The organism is Marinobacter sp. Arc7-DN-1, from assembly GCF_003441595.1.
GTDB lineage: Bacteria > Pseudomonadota > Gammaproteobacteria > Pseudomonadales > Oleiphilaceae > Marinobacter > Marinobacter metalliresistant.
The window spans coordinates 899,262-916,433 of sequence record NZ_CP031848.1; the positions used below are offsets into that span (position 1 = coordinate 899,262).

13 protein-coding genes are annotated in these 17,172 nt (G+C 54.6%); 8 read left to right on the top strand and 5 right to left on the bottom strand.

From position 1 onward, the window contains the following. Positions 1-83: 83 nt before the first annotated feature. Together D0851_RS04170 and D0851_RS04175 are read right to left on the bottom strand one after the other, a co-directional pair. Positions 84-1,109, bottom strand: coding sequence for an amino acid ABC transporter substrate-binding protein (locus D0851_RS04170; RefSeq protein WP_117617492.1), 1,026 nt, complete (start codon positions 1,107-1,109; stop codon positions 84-86). 247 nt (positions 1,110-1,356) lie between these two features. Then, positions 1,357-2,253, bottom strand: coding sequence for a hypothetical protein (locus D0851_RS04175; protein WP_117617493.1), 897 nt, complete (start codon positions 2,251-2,253; stop codon positions 1,357-1,359). Positions 2,254-2,567: 314 nt separating this feature from the next. Here D0851_RS04175 and D0851_RS04180 point away from each other — a divergent pair, with 314 nt between their 5' ends. After that, the gene (locus D0851_RS04180) at positions 2,568-3,443 is read left to right on the top strand and encodes an ion transporter (RefSeq protein ID WP_117617494.1); all 876 of its coding nucleotides are present in this window, start codon (positions 2,568-2,570) and stop codon (positions 3,441-3,443) included. 33 nt (positions 3,444-3,476) lie between these two features. Here the strand turns inward: D0851_RS04180 and D0851_RS04185 are convergent, their stop codons facing one another. Further along, positions 3,477-3,869 carry an acyl-CoA thioesterase gene (locus D0851_RS04185; protein WP_117617495.1) on the bottom strand — a complete coding sequence of 131 codons (393 nt, stop codon included), beginning with the start codon at positions 3,867-3,869 and terminating at the stop codon, positions 3,477-3,479. A gap of 173 nt (positions 3,870-4,042) precedes the next feature. Continuing rightward, positions 4,043-4,813 carry a ferredoxin--NADP reductase gene (locus D0851_RS04190; protein WP_117617496.1) on the bottom strand — a complete coding sequence of 257 codons (771 nt, stop codon included), beginning with the start codon at positions 4,811-4,813 and terminating at the stop codon, positions 4,043-4,045. A gap of 144 nt (positions 4,814-4,957) precedes the next feature. Between D0851_RS04190 and D0851_RS04195 the strand changes: the two genes are divergently transcribed. Then, complete coding sequence (locus D0851_RS04195) at positions 4,958-5,842, top strand: LysR substrate-binding domain-containing protein (protein ID WP_117617497.1); 885 nt, start codon at positions 4,958-4,960, stop codon at positions 5,840-5,842. Between the two features lie 38 nt (positions 5,843-5,880). Here the strand turns inward: D0851_RS04195 and D0851_RS04200 are convergent, their stop codons facing one another. Beyond that, on the bottom strand, positions 5,881-6,486 hold the full coding sequence (locus D0851_RS04200) for a tRNA-(ms[2]io[6]A)-hydroxylase (protein ID WP_117617498.1): 606 nt from the start codon (positions 6,484-6,486) through the stop codon (positions 5,881-5,883). 254 nt (positions 6,487-6,740) lie between these two features. Between D0851_RS04200 and D0851_RS04205 the strand changes: the two genes are divergently transcribed. The 6 genes from D0851_RS04205 to istB all read left to right on the top strand — a co-directional run bounded on the left by D0851_RS04205 (position 6,741) and on the right by istB (position 17,172). Beyond that, on the top strand, positions 6,741-9,335 hold the full coding sequence (locus tag D0851_RS04205) for a bifunctional aconitate hydratase 2/2-methylisocitrate dehydratase (protein ID WP_117620276.1): 2,595 nt from the start codon (positions 6,741-6,743) through the stop codon (positions 9,333-9,335). Between the two features lie 168 nt (positions 9,336-9,503). Continuing rightward, positions 9,504-10,973: a gamma-mobile-trio recombinase GmtY gene (gmtY, locus tag D0851_RS04210; RefSeq protein ID WP_117617499.1), complete on the top strand. Its 1,470-nt coding sequence runs from the start codon at positions 9,504-9,506 to the stop codon at positions 10,971-10,973. Next, positions 10,970-13,591, top strand: coding sequence for a VPA1269 family protein (locus tag D0851_RS04215; protein WP_117617500.1), 2,622 nt, complete (start codon positions 10,970-10,972; stop codon positions 13,589-13,591). Before gmtY ends, D0851_RS04215 begins: the two co-directional genes overlap by 4 nt. Beyond that, a complete protein-coding gene (gene gmtX / locus D0851_RS04220) occupies positions 13,588-14,256 on the top strand; it encodes a gamma-mobile-trio protein GmtX (protein WP_117617501.1) in 669 nt (222 codons plus the stop codon). Before D0851_RS04215 ends, gmtX begins: the two co-directional genes overlap by 4 nt. Before the next feature lie 683 nt (positions 14,257-14,939). Then, positions 14,940-16,445 (top strand): IS21 family transposase, encoded by a 1,506-nt coding sequence (istA, locus tag D0851_RS04225; protein ID WP_162893660.1) that lies wholly within the window; start codon positions 14,940-14,942, stop codon positions 16,443-16,445. Beyond that, positions 16,432-17,172 carry an IS21-like element helper ATPase IstB gene (gene istB, locus D0851_RS04230; protein WP_092034459.1) on the top strand — a complete coding sequence of 247 codons (741 nt, stop codon included), beginning with the start codon at positions 16,432-16,434 and terminating at the stop codon, positions 17,170-17,172. Before istA ends, istB begins: the two co-directional genes overlap by 14 nt.

Here is a 17,172-nt window from a genome sequence, read left to right on the forward strand (position 1 = left end):
GCTTCCGTGCGGTTAAACACATCATCACAGATTGACCGGAGGCAAAGCTCACCGGGAGCCCGCCCCCTGTCCGCTCTCAGGTGTTAACGAACCGGTGGCGCATACATGATGCCGCCTTCGGTCCACAGTGCGTTGAGACCGCGATCAAGACCCAGCGCGGTGTCTGGTCCGACATTACGGTTGTACATCTCACCGTAGTTGCCAACCTGTTTCACCACCTTGTACCCGAAATCCGCCGGCACGCCCAACTTGGCGCCCATGTCACCGTCGGATCCAAGCAGACGCTGGATATTCGGGTTATCCGACTTCAGCATGTCGTCCACGTTCTCCATGGTGACGCCCAGTTCCTCGGCGTTGATCTGGGCGAAAAGAACCCACTTCACTATGTTGAACCATTGGTCATCACCCTGGCGCACCACGGGGCCCAGGGGCTCTTTGGAGATAGTGTTTGGCAGAATCTTGGCCGAGGACGGGTCGGCGAGCTTGGACCGAAGTGCCGCAAGCTGCGACCGGTCGGATGTCAGCACATCACACCGGCCAGAGGCAAACCCCTGCACTGTCTGCTCGGATGTATCAAATACAATCGGCTTGAACTCCATGCCCTTGGCCCGGAAATAGTCGGCAAGGTTCAGTTCGGTGGTAGTACCCGCCTGGATACACACGGTTGCACCATCAAGCTGGGTGGCATCGTCCACACCGATGCCCTTATTAATCAGGAAGCCCTGACCGTCATAGTAATTGACACCGGTGAAGTTCAGACCCAGGGAGGCATCACGGGTCAGGGTCCAGGTGGTATTCCGGGACAATATATCGATTTCACCGGACTGCAGTGCTGTCAAGCGCTCCTTGGCGGTCAGTGGGGTGAACTGGACAGCCTTGGCGTCACCAAAGATGGCAGCGGCCACAGCCCGGCAGGTATCCACATCAATGCCTGTCCAGTTGCCCTTCTCATCAGGCTGTGAAAATCCGGGAAGACCACTGGTCACACCGCATTGCAGGTGCCCTTTCTCCTTGACACTTTCGAGCGTTGTGGCCGCGCTAGCGGTTGAAGCGGTGAATGCACCCAGAATCAGGGCGGCGCCGACGGCAATCGACTTGGCGTTATTCATTTATTATCTCCGAAGTTCCGTTGGTTATACGAGCAACGGTTCTCAGCAATTTATGAGCCAGAGAACTTAACACGTTGATTTATTGTGTTTATTCTATTACGAGGCGTTTCCGCTAACACACTTCGGCCACACCACTGTGCAAACCGGGCCTCAGTTCGGCGCACGGGGAGACTACAGGTCGGTGGAAAGGTGTTTTCCAGAACGCTCAGTTACAAGATAGAACATAGATCAGGGTTTGAACTGATTTTCAGGAATTTTCCGAGGGAATTTTCATTTCAGGAGGTTCAGAGTAGGTGTCCAGCCGCTTCAGCCAGCCCGGCAGCCAGCGTTCCCGCTCAACCGGATCTTCAGCATTCTCTGCCCTGCGGGTCAGCACTTTGCGGGCCGCCTCCCGAAATTGCTTAATGGCCGCTTCTTCCGGATCGCCGGACATGGCCATCAGCACCTGCAACAGACCCCAGCCATCACCTTTATAACGCTCCGTCTGCGACACCCCCTCTCCTTTGAAGTTGACATAATCCATGATTGCATACACGCCGCCGGGCGTCTGGCTCAAGGCTTCGAGGCGCTCGGTGATGTCGTCTTCCTGTTCTTCGGGAGCCGCATCAATCACCTTCTCCAGAGACATTCTGGCCCGACGAAATATAAACTCCGCCTGCATACCCTGACTGCCTGCCAGAAACTCCCTGAGCTCTGCCATTTCCGGCGAATCAACGACAGCCAGAAAGGACTGCCTGTCGCCCCAGGGGGCGTCAAAGGGGTCGAGATCTCTCAGCCACTCGGGAATACTGACCTGACGCTGCTTCATGTACTCAACAAGAGCAGGAAAACTTTCCACGAATCTTCCATCCACACCCTCCGGATACCAGATAAAATGTCCGATACCCAGAGATGGAAAGGCTTCCCCCTCGTTCCAGTGAACCAGACACTCGAAACGACCCGCGCACTCGTTTCGGAAAATCTGCTGACCGACCCAGTCCAGCTGAGCAGGGGTAAGCGCAAGTGATATATCTCCAGCCGGCAGATTAACAGTCTTTGCAACCTGCCTCCCGGAATCACTTGCTGGCGCCTTTTCATCAGAACCGCAACCAGCCAAACCCAGAAGGCTGGCCACGAAGATCACTACGAGGAATTTAAAAGCCAATGGTTTGCTCCGAGCGAGTAGGTGTTAAACACAGTCAGTCAATCAATAACATACTCCGCCAGATTTCGTCAGGTCGTTATTCGTGACGTAAAGCATCAATCGGGTTCGGCATGGCTGCTTTTGTCGATGCCGCGCATTTTTGACCACTTCACCAGAGCCATCCCCGGAACAGAAACAGCCGCGCCGAACACACTCTTGATTGAAAGTCCCTTCATAGCCCCTCCTTCGGAGAAAGTATGTTGACGGGGAAACCCACTGCTCTCTAGAGTTTAGAGGAGTTCAGACGCCCGATAGTAAAATGGAGACTGAAAAGAATGCCAACCCGCCTTGAGCCCGCAAAGCTGGGACTGCGCACCCGACTTTTCAAGCTGCTTTTTGAGTCCGACAGCCGCGCAGCCAAGGCTTTTGATATTGGTTTGGTCCTGCTGATTTTCGTCAGTGTCGGGATTGTCATGCTCGATAGCATAGACAGCTATCACCAACGCTATGGTGACCTGTTTTTCTATACAGAATGGTGCATTACCATTCTCTTCACAATCGAGCTGGCTCTGAGGATCTACTGTTTGCAGAAGCCATGGCTCTACCTGAAAAGCTTCTACGGCATCATCGACCTGCTGGCGATCCTGCCGTCATGGCTGACACTGATCCTGCCCGGTTTCCAGACCCTGATTATCGTTCGGATGCTCCGGGCATTGAGGCTGTTCCGGGTGCTTGACATGGTGATCCTGGAGGGAGAGAAGAGGCTCCTGCTGGATGCCATGATACGGAGCCGGCATCAGATCCTTTTGTTCCTCTTTACCGTGCTGATGGTTGTGACAATCTTTTCTTCTGTCCTCTACCTGATTGAACCCGCCGACGCCGGATTCACCAGCATTCCGACAGCGATCTACTGGGGCATTGTTACACTGACAACGGTCGGCTACGGCGACATAACACCGGTCACCCCTCTGGGACAGTTTATATCGGTAGCGATAATGCTCACCGGCTACTCGATCATTGCACTGCCCGCGGGCATCTTCTCCGCCGAAGTGATCCGGGCCCTGCGTGAAGAGCGCTACTCCCGTGAAGCCTGCCCCGGATGCGGCAGGGATCACCATGAACAGGATGCGCGCTACTGTAAATTCTGCGGAACCTGGCTCGATGAGGACACTGTTGATCCGCGCAAAAAAACAGAAAGCCCGGCAACATGAGGCTCCGGGCTTCTGTGGATCACATCGTACGCCTCAGTCCATCAGATGTCCGGACAGTTTTGACCTGATCTCGTCAGGAATCGGCAGGGCTTTTTCGGCTCCATAATCGAAATGAATCAAGACAGCGATGCCACGGGCAATCTGTTTGCCATTCTGCCAGGCCTCCTGAACCACGTGGAAGGAGCTGTTGCCGATTTTTCCAATCCCGGTGCGGATCTCCACCGGCATATGCCAGTAGCTCTGTGCCATCAGATCAATCTCCAGCCGGGCGATGATCAGCGGCCAGGTTTCGGCTTCCAGGGTAGGATGAAAAATCCGGAAAACCGGCGTTCTGGCCTGTTCAAACCAGACCGGCAAGGTGGTGTTGCTGATGTGCCCCAGGGCATCGGTATCGCTGAAACGTGGTTCCAGTTCAAGATGAAACATCGTGTCTTCCCTATTTCCAAAACCGCCTACTATACACTGGCACACTGGCTACAAAGAAAGGCCCCGGTTGTGAACCTGGGGTCAGATGAAAGCTTTCATCTGACCCCGATTTCAGCACGAAAAAAACCGGAGCATCACGCTCCGGCTTTATCAGGGCCTGTGTGATGCACCCTTTACTGCTCCACAAACGCCCGCTCGATAACGTAATGCCCCATGTCACCACCCCGAGCTTCCTTGAAGCCCATGTTGTTAAGGATAGCGCAGGTGTCCTTGAGCATGCTCGGGCTGCCGCAGATCATGAACCGGTCGTTCTCCAGGTCGAACTCCGGCAGGCCGAGATCACGGGTAATCTTTCCGGTTTTCATGGCATCCGTCAGGCGGCCCCGGTTACGAAACTCCTCACGGGTGACGGTCGGGTAATAGACAAGCTTGCCTTCGACCATTTCACCGAAGAACTCGTTTTCCGGCAGCTCTTCGATCTCCTTCTGGTAGGCGAGTTCTGACACATAGCGTACGCCGTGAGTCAGGATCACCTTGTCGAACGCCTCGTAGACTTCCGGATCCTTGATGATGCTCATGAACGGCGCGAGCCCGGTACCGGTACTGATCAGCCAGAGATTCCTGCCCGGCAGCAGGTTGTCCAGTATCAAGGTACCGGTCGGCTTGCGGCTCACCAGGATCTCATCCCCTACCTGAATCTTCTGAAGGCGGGAGGTCAGCGGGCCGTCCTGAACCTTGATTGAGAAGAACTCCAGCTCTTCCTCGTAATTGGCACTGGCAATACTGTACGCACGCATGAGGGGTTTGCCGTCGGTTTCCAGACCGATCATGACGAAATGACCGTTCTTGAAACGAAATCCCGGGTCCCGGCTTGTGGTGAAGCTGAACAGGGTATCGTTCCAGTGGTGGACGCTGGTAACTTTCTCTTTGATCAGGTTGCTCATGTAAACCTCTTGCCTGTTCGTTACGCTTTTTACGGCGAATGTTTCAACTTTGGATTGCGTTAAGTGTAACCCGACACTAACCTATCGGGAAAATGGGATATTCTCATAACCTTATTCGAGCGAGTCGATTTAGAGCAAAATGTTATGAAATACAGTTTTCGACAACTGGAAGTCTTTCTGGCCGCGGCCCATTTCCAGAACATCACTCGCGCCGCCGAGTCGCTCGCCATGTCGCAGTCCGCAGCCAGCAGTGCGCTCAAGGAGCTGGAAAACCAGTTTGATATCCAGCTGTTTGACCGCGTTGGCAAACGCCTTCAGCTAAACGAGCTCGGTCGACTCTACCGGCCAAAAGTTGAGGCCGTCCTCGCCCAGGCAAACGAACTGGAGCGGGCGTTCAGCAAACACACGGAAGTGGGTGCCTTAAAAGTCGGCGCCACACTCACTATTGGTAACTATCTGGCTGTAGGTGTCATGGCCCAATACATGAATACCCCTACCCGGCCACGAGTCGCGCTGGAGGTTGCCAACACGAGCACGATCGCAAGAAGGGTCAAGGATTTTGAACTGGATATCGGGCTGATTGAGGGGGAACTACAGTCGTCAGAACTGGATGTCATTCCCTGGCGGGGCGATGAACTGGTGGTTTTCTGCTCGCCCAGCCATCCCCTGGCCAGCAAAGGTTCACTCACGGACGAGGATCTGCGCGAAGCCACCTGGATTATGAGGGAACAAGGTTCCGGAACACGGCAGAGTTTTGAGCGAGGCATGCACGGTCTGCTGCCGGATCTGAACGTGCTGCTGGAGCTGGAGCACACGGAAGCCATCAAGCGCGCGGTCGAAGCGAACCTCGGTATTGGCTGCCTGTCCGACGTGGTTCTGGCCGACGCCTTCAAGCGTGGCAGTCTGGTTCCCCTGGCAGTGCCGGAGCATCGGCGCTTTGACCGGCAGTTCTACTTCATCCTGCACAAGCAGAAATACCGCAGTGCCGGGATTGATGCCTGGATTGAGCTTTGCCGGCGGCTGAGGTGAAGCCGGGGTCAGATGAAAGCTTTCATCTGACCCCAACTTCACCTCAACGGCCCGCTATGGAACCGGAACTCGCTGTCCGGTTCCTCGATCAGTCTCTTCTCGATCACCAGAAACTCTGCCACGCGATCATCCACCGGGCCTGCGGCGGCCTGCTGCGCCAGCTTCAGGTAATCCTGGTAGTGCCGCGCCTCGGATTTCAGCAGGCCGGTGTAGAAATCTTCCAGCTTTTCATCCAGAAAAGGCGCCAGTGCCGCGAACCGCTCGCAGGAACGCGCTTCGATAATGGCACCCACGATGAGAACATCCACCAGCCGGCCGGGATCTTCCGAGCGGACTTCCTGCCTCAGCCCGGCAGCGTAGCGAGCCGGTGTCAGATGGCAGTACTCCACGCCTCGTTTGTTCATGATCGCAAGTACCTGCTCAAAATGCCGGAGCTCTTCACGGGCCAGCCGCGACATCCTGTTCAGCAACTCAGTGTTATTCACGTACCGGTACATCAGGCTCAGCGCAGTTGAGGCCGCCTTTTTCTCACAATGGGCATGGTCGATGAGCATCAGGTCCTGGTTGGCCAGGGCGTTGTCGATCCATTGTTGTGGTGTCCGGCACGGCAGAAAGTCGTGAATCTCTTGCAGGGCGTCGTTCATGGCGTCATTACGGTGGTTGATTTGCGGCCCGCGAGTATAACGCAGCTAGCAGATTTCTCCGACCTCTGTCCAACTTAACTTTATAAGGGGTTTCCTATAGAATGCAGCGCCAGATTAAGGAGTCTCTGAATAAACCCTGAAACCCCATCGGTGATTTGAGGCATTATTCAGAGGCTCCTGCGGCCTTTCCGCCAAAAACCTCCCGCCAGGCAAGAAGCCGGCGCGGGACATTCCAACTGATGAGGGTCCATATCGTGTTAGAAGCCTACCGTGAACACGTTGCCGAACGTGAAGCCCTGGGTATTCCTCCCAAGCCCCTGAACGCCGAGCAGACTGCTGCTCTGGTTGAGCTGCTGAAAAACCCGCCAGTGGGTGAGGAAGAAACCCTGGTTTACCTCCTGGAAAACCGCGTTCCGCCGGGTGTGGACGAAGCCGCTTACGTAAAAGCCGCCTTCCTGTCTGCCATTGTCAAAGGTGAAGCTGCTTCTGCGCTGATCGACAAAAAGAAGGCCGTCCAGCTGCTGGGCATGATGCAGGGTGGCTACAACATCGCCACTCTGGTTGACCTTCTGGACGACAGCGAACTGGCCGGGCTGGCCGGCGAAGAACTCAAGCACACGCTGCTCATGTTTGACGCGTTCAACGACGTTAAGGAAAAGATGGACGCGGGCAACGCCGTCGCCAAGTCTGTGGTTGAATCCTGGGCCAATGCCGAATGGTTCACCAACAAGAAAAAGGTTCCCGAAAGCACCAAAATGGTGGTATTCAAGGTCACTGGCGAAACCAACACCGACGACCTGTCTCCGGCTCCGGATGCCTGGTCCCGCCCGGATATCCCGCTGCACGCCCGCGCCGCCTATAAAATGGAACGCGACGGCCTGAAGCCGGAAGAGCCCGGCGTAACTGGCCCCATGAGCCAGATCGACGACATCAAATCCAAGGGCCTGCCGGTCGCCTTCGTAGGTGACGTAGTAGGCACCGGCTCTTCCCGTAAGTCCGCCACCAACTCGGTTCTGTGGTTCTTCGGCGAGGACATCCCCGGCGTGCCGAACAAGCGTGCCGGTGGCGTCTGTATCGGCAACAAGGTTGCCCCGATCTTCTTCAACACCATGGAAGACGCCGGCGCTTTGGTATTCGAAGCCCCGGTCGACGACATGAACATGGGCGACGTCATTGAAATCCGCCCGTACGAAGGCAAGATCCTGAACGAAGCCGGCGAGACCATCTCCGAGTTCAGGTTCAAATCCGACGTAATCCTGGACGAAGTTCAGGCCGGCGGCCGCATCCCGCTGATCATCGGTCGTGGCCTGACCGCCAAGGCCCGTACAGCACTGGGCATGGGCGCGACTGACCTGTTCCGTCTGCCGAAGGATCCGGAAGCAGGCACCAAGGGCTTCACCCTCGGCCAGAAGATGGTCGGCAAGGCCTGTGGCCTGGAAGAAGGCAAGGGCGTTCGCCCTGGTACCTACTGCGAGCCCCACATGACCACCGTCGGCTCCCAGGACACGACTGGTCCGATGACCCGCGACGAACTCAAAGACCTGGCGTGTCTGGGCTTCCAGGCCGACCTGGTGATGCAGTCCTTCTGTCACACCGCCGCCTACCCGAAGCCGGTTGATGTGGAAATGCAGCACACCATGCCGGACTTCATCCGTACCCGGGGTGGTGTTTCCCTGCGCCCCGGCGATGGCATCATCCACTCCTGGCTGAACCGTATGCTGCTGCCGGACACCGTCGGCACCGGTGGTGACTCCCACACCCGTTTCCCGATGGGCATTTCCTTCCCGGCCGGCTCCGGCCTGGTGGCGTTTGCCGCCGCCACCGGTGTAATGCCGCTGGATATGCCGGAGTCGGTTCTGGTTCGCTTCAAGGGCGAAATGCAGCCGGGCATCACCCTGCGTGACCTGGTCCACGCCATTCCGCTGTACGGCATCAAGCAGGGCATGCTGACCGTTGAGAAGAAAGGCAAGATCAACGAATTCTCCGGCCGTATCCTGGAAATCGAAGGCCTTGAGCACCTGACCGTGGAGCAGGCGTTCGAACTGTCCGACGCTTCCGCGGAACGGTCGGCAGCCGGATGCACCATCAACCTGTCTGAAGAGTCCGTGGCCGAGTACCTGCGCTCCAACATCACCATGCTGCGCTGGATGATTGCCGAAGGTTACGGCGATCCGCGTACCCTGGAACGTCGCGCCCAGCAGATGGAAGAATGGCTGGCCGATCCGAAGCTGATGCGTGCCGACAAAGATGCCGAGTATGCTCACGTAGTGGAAATCGACCTGGCCGAGATCAAAGAGCCCATCGTGTGCTGCCCGAACGATCCGGACGATGCCCGCACCCTGTCCGAAGTGGCCGGCGACAAGGTTGACGAAGTCTTCATCGGTTCCTGCATGACCAACATTGGTCATTTCCGTGCCGCGGGTAAGCTGCTGGCACAGAACAAGGAGCCCCTGAAGACCCGCCTGTGGATGTCCCCTCCCACCAAGATGGACCAGGCTCAGCTGATGGAAGAAGGCTACTTCAACATCTACGGCACCGCCGGTGTTCGCACCGAGATGCCGGGCTGCTCCCTGTGCATGGGCAACCAGGCCCGCGTGGCGGCCAAGTCCACGGTCCTGTCCACCTCCACCCGTAACTTCCCGAACCGACTGGGTGATGGTGCCAACGTGTACCTGACCTCTGCGGAACTGGCAGCGGTTGGTGCGGTGCTTGGCAAACTCCCCTCCGCCGAGGAGTACATGGAGTACGCCAAGGATCTGAACAGCATGTCGAAAGAGATCTACAAGTATCTCAACTTCGATCAGATGGAGAACTACACCAGGAAGGCCGCCGAGGCGAACGTTGCCTGAGCACTGACTTTCTCGGTTCAGCTCCACAAAAAAACGCCAGCCTGGAGGTACGTATAGTGCCTTGAACGGTGTAATTTTGATAATAACCTCCTTCTTAGGGGGTTATTTTTTGCTTGAGAATTGCACAGGGATATAGTGTAATTTATGTAATAGGTGTAAGGAATAGAGATGATTGCAACGAAAGTGACTGCCAAAATTGCTCAGGACAACAGCGGAGTTACCACTGATATCCCAGTCATTCTGACTGACGAAGGCGTTTTGGAATCGGCCACAGATTATGTGCTCAGCCTCCACCTCAATGGCCTCTCGCTTTCAACGATCAACAAGCATATCCAGTCGATCATACTGCTGATTGAATTCATGGATGCCAACGAAGGCATGTTCGATAACCCTGAGGAGCTGTTCTCGGTCTTTGTTAGAAGGTTATACAGCGGGACCGTCGGCGAAAATGGGCTGGACCCTTCTGGACTCTACTGGATACCGGCAACCACCGGCACGATAGCTCGACATATCAGTCACCTGACGAATTTCACCGACTGGATATCAGAAAAAGGCCTGGGTAAACCATTAAATACCCTACGAACGGCCACCCGCCATGAGGAACGTATTCAGTATGCCGCATGGTTCAGGCGGAATCAGAACGACTTTCTAGGACATATCAAAGACAAGTCCATCAATGCTACGGTAAAAAGAGCCCGCAGCATCAAAGGTAGAGCGCCTTTGGCAAAAACAGAAGATGACGCCATAGCCTTTCCTGCTGGCAAGTTTGCACCTTTTTACATGCATGGGCTGGGTGGCGCGCAAGACCCCCGCGTTGCCCTGAGAGACAAACTCATACTGCTCCTTCTGCATGGAGCTGGGTTCAGACGTAGCGAGGCGCTGCTGCTCTGGGTCACGGATGTGTTTGAAGAGCCCTCTGACCCTGATCGTGCAATTGTGAGGATTTACAACGAGGTGGAAGGTTTAGCGCCTCAAGGCTGGAAAACCCGTAGAGGAATAAAGACCCGCAAGGCCTACCTTCAAGGAGAGTATGGGCGTGCGCCACGCCAGGAGATGCAAAACACCCAGCATCTCGGTTGGAAGTCTAAGGTTCCTGATCACAAGGACGGCTACCTAGAGGCGTATTTCTTCCCACAGGAGTTTGGGCGGGTCTTCATGTCACTGTGGCGGCAATATCTGATTTACCGGGCATCCGTGGGGTGCCACCACCCTTATGCATTCATCAGCTTTGATTCCCGGTATTTGGGGAATCCTTATACTTACAATGCCTTTAACCAGAATTATGCGGCGGGGCTGAGAAGAATCGGCCTGGAACCAAATAAGGCTGAAGGCTTAGATCCCCATGGCCATCGGCATAACTATGGGCGAAGGCTGACTGATGCTGGAATCGATCCTGTCATACGAAAAAAGTGTCTGCATCACAAAAGCTTGGAATCCCAGGTAGTTTATACCATGCCATCAAGCGCCAAGGTCTCACAGGCGCTTTCCCAAGCATCGCAGCAACTTCTACTGGGTGCAGGTGCATCAAAAACCGTTGCATCTTTCGACTGGAAGACACTAGTGGAACACGGTTTTGACGATATTGATCCAAGCGGTAACTTCACGGGAAAAAACCCACGTTTAGGGAAACACCAATGACAAGAAAGATCCAAGGGAAAGGCTACAGCACTGACCTAACGCTGGGGTGGATCACTAAAGACCTTGGTTCGGAATGGCTCCAATGGCAGCAGTACGCTGCCGAGTGGATCGCCACGCAAGAACAAAACGTTGCCCAACGTTTGGAGGGCTTAAGGCACTTCCTGAACTACCTAAAGTTTAAAGCCCCTTACGCCTTTGATGTGGCAACGATGTTCAAGGGCCATCCAGGCGGCCACAAGGTGTCCACCGAAGAGTTTACCACGTATCTGGTTGCCGTTGGATCGAACACAAGCAACCATAAATACGTGTTGCATGCGGTGTTGCTGTGCGATCACATCCTCTCACGCCACCTGAGCGTCGAAAACGACAACAGCTTTTCACGACCTCTGTTTGAGAATCCTTTTCAGAGAATCAGGAGAAAAACTCAGAACACGGAAACAGTTCACAGCCCTTTACCGTATCGCTATATCCAGCAACTCAGGCAAATCCTCTGCCCGTATTCAACCGATGACTCGCGCAGCGAAACACCATGGGTGGACCGCCATTTTCGACACTGGCACTGGGCCATCGATAAACTTCAAGCTGGAGATGTGGCTTGGATGCAAGTTTCTCCTGACGTCATTGACCCGAGCGACCCAGATTGCATTGCACGCACACGTACTGTGACCAAGAACAGGAAGCGAGTTGAGATCCACGAGATTTGGTCTCCGGTCATGGCGATGTTCCTGTTCACCAAGCTCCATTTGCCGTTGCGCTCATTCCAGGTAAGATTTCTGGACTCCGGCGAAGGTGATACTTGGCGTTACGAACGAGGTCATTGGGTCGAAAACGCCAAGCATTCGTTCAAATGCGGAACACCGAGACGCCCTTATCAGAAAGGCGTCTTTCGGCGCATTTATGACTCCATGAGTGAGCGTCATGCCACCGGACTCTACGTCTCCACCAATAAGACCGCCGATCAAAACAAGGACGATATTCAGCGGGGTTACACTATCCCCTGGGAGCACGATGAGCTTCTGTATTGGTTGGAAAAACTTCGTAACTGGCAGGAGAAATACAATCCGATTGATCGATTGACCAAAGGCTCGGGGCTTCAGACAAAGCATACGCGCCACACTAAATCCAGTGCCGAATTGGAAACGATGGGTGAGTTTGCGTTTCTGTTTCGGGAGCGAAATTCAAATTTTCCAATTACCTACGGCACCCCTGGAAATCCTTGGTATCGCCTGCTGTCCAAATTGGAAGAAGATGTCTTTAATACGGGCCAAACACTGGCCAACGGCGAGCGCCTGCGCTTCGTGAAAGACTATGGTGATGACTATAAAGGGCAAGAAACCTCAAAGGTGGCAACGCAATACCCCCTCCACAGTCTTCGGGTTTCCTTGATCACCTGCTACACAATGGACACCGACCTGCCACTACCGGTGATTTCTAAGCTTCTCGCAGGGCATACGCGTCTACTGATGACAATCTATTATAACAAGATCACCCCCTCCGTTATGGCCGAAAAAATGAAAAAGGCTGACGCAGCTCTGGTTGAAAAAGGTGAAGGTTCGCTTCGTGACTTCCTCGCGGATGCCAAGATGAATCAAATCCAACTCCGTAGCGCGTACCACAGCGACAAATACAACTCTGTGGAAGCCGCGCTCGCGAACCAGAATCCGATTGGGTGGGAGGAGCGTGCCACGGGATTATGCTTAGTAGGCGGTAACACCGTAGGCTCGGATGAGTTGTCTACAGTAGGGGGTTGCTGGAATGGAGGCCCCCTTATCAGGGATTCAGTATCGGTAGACTCAAGGATTTATGGCCCTGTGCCACACGGCCCTGAAAACTGCCCCCGATGCCGCTGGCTCATCACCGATGCCACCTATCTTCCAGCGCTCAACTCTCAATTCAATCAGATCAGCTACAAGGCTCATCAAGCGGCTGAGCTTGCCGTTGAAATCGAGGGGGAACTAGAGGCGCTGAAAGACGAATTATTCATAGCCGAGGAAGCGGGCGAGGTATTCCTCAAACATAGCGAATTGCAGGCATTGGAGCGCCGCTACGAAAAGCAGCGTGTTGAATCTGACGAGTATGCGAAAGACTATATCGCTACCTTCAACCTGATCAACCGCGTGATTGAAATCGAGAATCAGCGCGAAGAGGACGATGAAAGTCAAAAGCTTATCGCGATTGGGTCTTTGGAGGATCTCAACGTCAGTATGAAGTTCACCGAAACAGATTCAGAATTACTTCACTTATCCTTGTTGTGTGAGGATGCTGAGTTTTACCCCGACATGCACGATGATCTCCGCAAGACTCCAGCTATCGCCAAGCGGACCAATATGCTGAGCCGGATGATGGCCCGTTCCGGCTATCAGCCAATCTTTCTTGAAATGGACGAGAGCACTCAGCTGATTGCGGGCAACGCTATCATGCGGAAAATGGCGAAGATCGCCAATCCAGATAACAAATTGGAGGGCTATCGAATCGCCGCAAACTACATCGAAGCGCAAGAGTACCTGAGCGACGCCGGGCTTCTGAGATCCGGATTTGAGGTAGTGGAGAAAATTGCCCCAATTGCGCTGTCGCTTGGCTCCATGAAACGTATACCGTCAGTGGAGGTAGGAGAATGAATATCGACGTTGATTCCGTCCTCGACACACTCAAGGACGGTAAAACGGCCAAAACCCGAGCATCACTGGATAAACTCAGTCAGTCCCTCAAGAGCTATTACGAATCTGGTGCGCGAGATTTCTCCATCACCACAATCGGTCGCATGTCTGCGGAAAATGGCGGGGTGGGCTACCAGTCGATTCGTGCTACCGCGAATAAGCATTACCGCGACTTAATCGAAGCGTGGGCCGCCAAGGCTCAAACTACAACTAAGAAGCCAGGCGTAGGCCTTGCTAAGAAAACCAGTCAGGATTATCAGCTACTAAAGCGCATCGATGATACAGCTGTACGCGCCCTCTTTGGACAGATTATTCGTGAGCGGGATCGCTACAAGAGCGAAGCCAATATGCTCAAGAATCAAACCAAAATCATCATTGATAAGCGACCCACTGCTTTCACTGCATCCCAGTCTGAAGGCAGCGAAGAGTGGCTACCATCGTTGAACGGGATTTGCTCTGACAACGAAATCAAAGCGCTGCAAACGGTCTGCACCGAGGAGTGGTTGGAGAAGCTGGGGTTTCGGGCAAATGAACTGGGGCAGGTGAAGGATGAGTATGGTGCTGAAGTCTTGCCTCGTGGATTTTTGACCGCGCTTAAAAAGATACTGGGTGAAGTCGACCGGTAGCCGAGACTGTACTCTATATGAAAGACAAAGAAAGAAACGTCATGAAGCACTCCTATTTGCAAGATCTATGCAAATTTTACGGAACTAAACTCGACCATCAGCAATAACTATCAAGTGATGAAATAGACGATTTCGAATCCTAGATGTCCATTTACTTGAATATGGAAAAGGATCTCCCCGCCGGATCACATGATCGCCATCTTTAAGATTAATAATAGGAGAAATTTTAATCCAGACCAACAACAAACCAAATCATGAATTTGATAACATTGAAAGAGTCTAACCATTTACGTCCAATTACTACTTCAAATAACCAGAATAGTGAGAATATGTTCCCGAAACAAAGATAACCAGAAATCTTAGCATACTCTTCCACTCGACATAGTCTGTATCCTTCTCATGATAGTAGTAAATCTTATGCACTAGCTTATTTCTAGTTTCATAAATTTTTGAAGCACCTTTCTCAATAATCTTTCTCAACCTATCCTTTTCTGAACCAACATCCTCAGGTTCATTTATTAACCCAAGGTTTATCAGTTGCTCTAACTGTTAGTGGCCAATTAAAATGACCCACTACTGGCCATTAATTTTGACCCACCCCCGGGTGGCCGTCAGGCCACAGAACCAGCTACTGTCCCCCGCTTTTATCCATGGCCGGGGGCATGTCAGTGAAGGAGTGGGTTGTGATACACAAGATCAAGGCACTGCACGATAACGGCAAAGGGCTGTCGATCCGCGCCATCAGTCAGGAACTGGGGTTGTCCCGCAATACCGTTCGCAAGTACCTGCGGATGGAGGTGGATGCGATTTCAGAACGGTTTGCAGACCCCTCGCGGAGCAAGCGACTCGATGATCACCGGGATTATCTGGTGCATTTGCTCCAGCAGTTTCCCAAGCTCAGCGCCGTCAAGATTGCCCGCAAGCTGCAAGAGAGGGTTGGCGAGTTGTCGGCCTCGGATCGCACCATCCGACGCTATGTGCGGGTGCTTAAGGAGGAAGTGGCCTCGGCCCAGATGCGCTACTACGAACCCATTCTGGACGATGTGCCGGGTGTTCAGTGTCAGGTGGATCCGGGTGAGTTGCGCGGCGTGCTGATCGGTGGCGAAGAGCGGATTCTCCACTTCGTGGTGTTCGTGCTGTCCTTCTCACGGCTGATGTACGTGGGTCTGGCCTTCCGCCCGCTGGATACCCAGACGTTTATCCAGCTCCATGACGAAGCCCTGCGTTACTTCGGTGGCCTGCCAGAGGAGTGCGTCTACGATCAGACCAAGCTGGTGGTGATCAACGAGCAGTACCGGGAACTGACGCTAAACCAACGGTTCCATGAGTATGCCACCACGGCCGGGTTCCGGATCCATGCCTGCGAAGGCTATGACCCGGAGAGCAAGGGCAAGGTGGAAGCTGGCGTGAAGTACGTCAAGCAGGATTGCCTCTACGGTGAAGTCTTCCGGGACCAGGAGCACGTGCGCCAGCACGTGCAGGACTGGCTTGAGAGCGTAGCCAATGTCCGCATCCACGGCACCACCGGAGAACCACCCCGGGAACGCTTCGAACGGGATGAGCGAGAACACCTGGAGGCTTACCTGTCACCAGCTTGCGTGCAATCTGTGGCCCACGAGACACGTCGAGCCGACAAGACCGGCCTGATCGCCTGGAAGGCCAACAAGTACTCTGTGCCCATGGCCTGGCAGCAGGCCCGGGTGGGCGTTCTGGAGTCCGGCGGCCAACTCCACATCAGCGACCTGAACACAGGGGAAGTCATTGCCAGCCATGCTCTGTGTGCCGATAAAGGCAAGGTAATCAAGAACACCCACCACTACCGGGATCATGCCCAGCGGGTGGCCACCCTTGAGGGTAAGATCAACGACCTGATCGGCAGTGACATCGGGCCACGGTTGTGCCAACAGCTCAAGCGTTCCGAGCCCAAGATCTACAAGGACCAGCTGGTGGCTGCCCGTGACCTGCTCAAGCGCCATGCGCCCGTGGATCCGGCATTAATTACGACGCTGGCAGAGCGTCCCGGCATGACCGCGACACGGCTGCAAAGTTATCTGGAAGCAGCCCAGGCCGCCGTTCTCCGGGAGCGACAGCCGGAACCGCTATCGGAACCAAAAGAAACACTGGATCTGAGCGCTTACCGCCATATTGGCCGCTCCAGTGGCCAGGGGGTGACCCATGAGCCAGCTTGAACAGACCGTGGCCCGTTACCGCAGCCTGCGCCTGAGCGCGGCCGCCGACGAACTGACCAACCTGCTGGCCGAGGCTGAAGCCAACGAGATGTCCTATCTCAGCTTCGCGGACCGGCTTGCCGAGCACGAACTGACCCAGCGCCAGGACAAACGCATCCGCCGGAACCGGAAAATGGCTGCGTTCCCAGCGGAGAAGCGCCTGGAGGGCTTCGACTACCGGCACCAGACCACCATTACCAAACGCCAGGTCAATGCCTTGCTGGACTTCCAGTTCATCGACGAGCGAAACAACCTGGTGTTCATCGGTCCGCCCGGTGTAGGCAAGACCCACCTGGCCATCGGCATTGGCCACAAAGCTGTGGAGGCCGGCTACCGGGTGCTGTTCCGCAACGCTCTCGATCTGGTGGAAGAACTAGAGCTGGCCGAGATGAAGGGTGAGCTGAAAAAGCGGGTCAGCCAACTGGCCAAGTACGACCTGCTGGTCATCGATGAACTGGGTTACCTGCCCATGACGCGGCAGGCCCGGTACAACCTGTTCCAGCTGATCAACAGCCTGTACGAATACCGGTCCATCATCCTCACCACCAACAAGGACTTCACCAGTTGGGGCGAGTTCTTCCACGACGACAACGTGGCGGTGCCGATCATTGATCGGGTCATCCACCATTCACACATCTTTATGCTGGGAGGAGAAAGCTATCGGCTGAAGCAGAAAACGACAGGCTAG

What these genes read in the sequence shown, in the direction of transcription:
- gmtX (WP_117617501.1), top strand. Translation starts at nt 13,588, where the DNA reads ATGAATATCGACGTTGATTCCGTCCTCGACACACTCAAGGACGGTAAA.
- D0851_RS04195 (WP_117617497.1), top strand. Translation starts at nt 4,958, where the DNA reads ATGAAATACAGTTTTCGACAACTGGAAGTCTTTCTGGCCGCGGCCCAT.
- istB (WP_092034459.1), top strand. Translation starts at nt 16,432, where the DNA reads ATGAGCCAGCTTGAACAGACCGTGGCCCGTTACCGCAGCCTGCGCCTG.
- D0851_RS04180 (WP_117617494.1), top strand. Translation starts at nt 2,568, where the DNA reads ATGCCAACCCGCCTTGAGCCCGCAAAGCTGGGACTGCGCACCCGACTT.
- D0851_RS04185 (WP_117617495.1), bottom strand. Translation starts at nt 3,869, where the DNA reads ATGTTTCATCTTGAACTGGAACCACGTTTCAGCGATACCGATGCCCTG.
- D0851_RS04170 (WP_117617492.1), bottom strand. Translation starts at nt 1,109, where the DNA reads ATGAATAACGCCAAGTCGATTGCCGTCGGCGCCGCCCTGATTCTGGGT.
- gmtY (WP_117617499.1), top strand. Translation starts at nt 9,504, where the DNA reads ATGATTGCAACGAAAGTGACTGCCAAAATTGCTCAGGACAACAGCGGA.
- D0851_RS04200 (WP_117617498.1), bottom strand. Translation starts at nt 6,486, where the DNA reads ATGAACGACGCCCTGCAAGAGATTCACGACTTTCTGCCGTGCCGGACA.
- D0851_RS04190 (WP_117617496.1), bottom strand. Translation starts at nt 4,813, where the DNA reads ATGAGCAACCTGATCAAAGAGAAAGTTACCAGCGTCCACCACTGGAAC.
- D0851_RS04215 (WP_117617500.1), top strand. Translation starts at nt 10,970, where the DNA reads ATGACAAGAAAGATCCAAGGGAAAGGCTACAGCACTGACCTAACGCTG.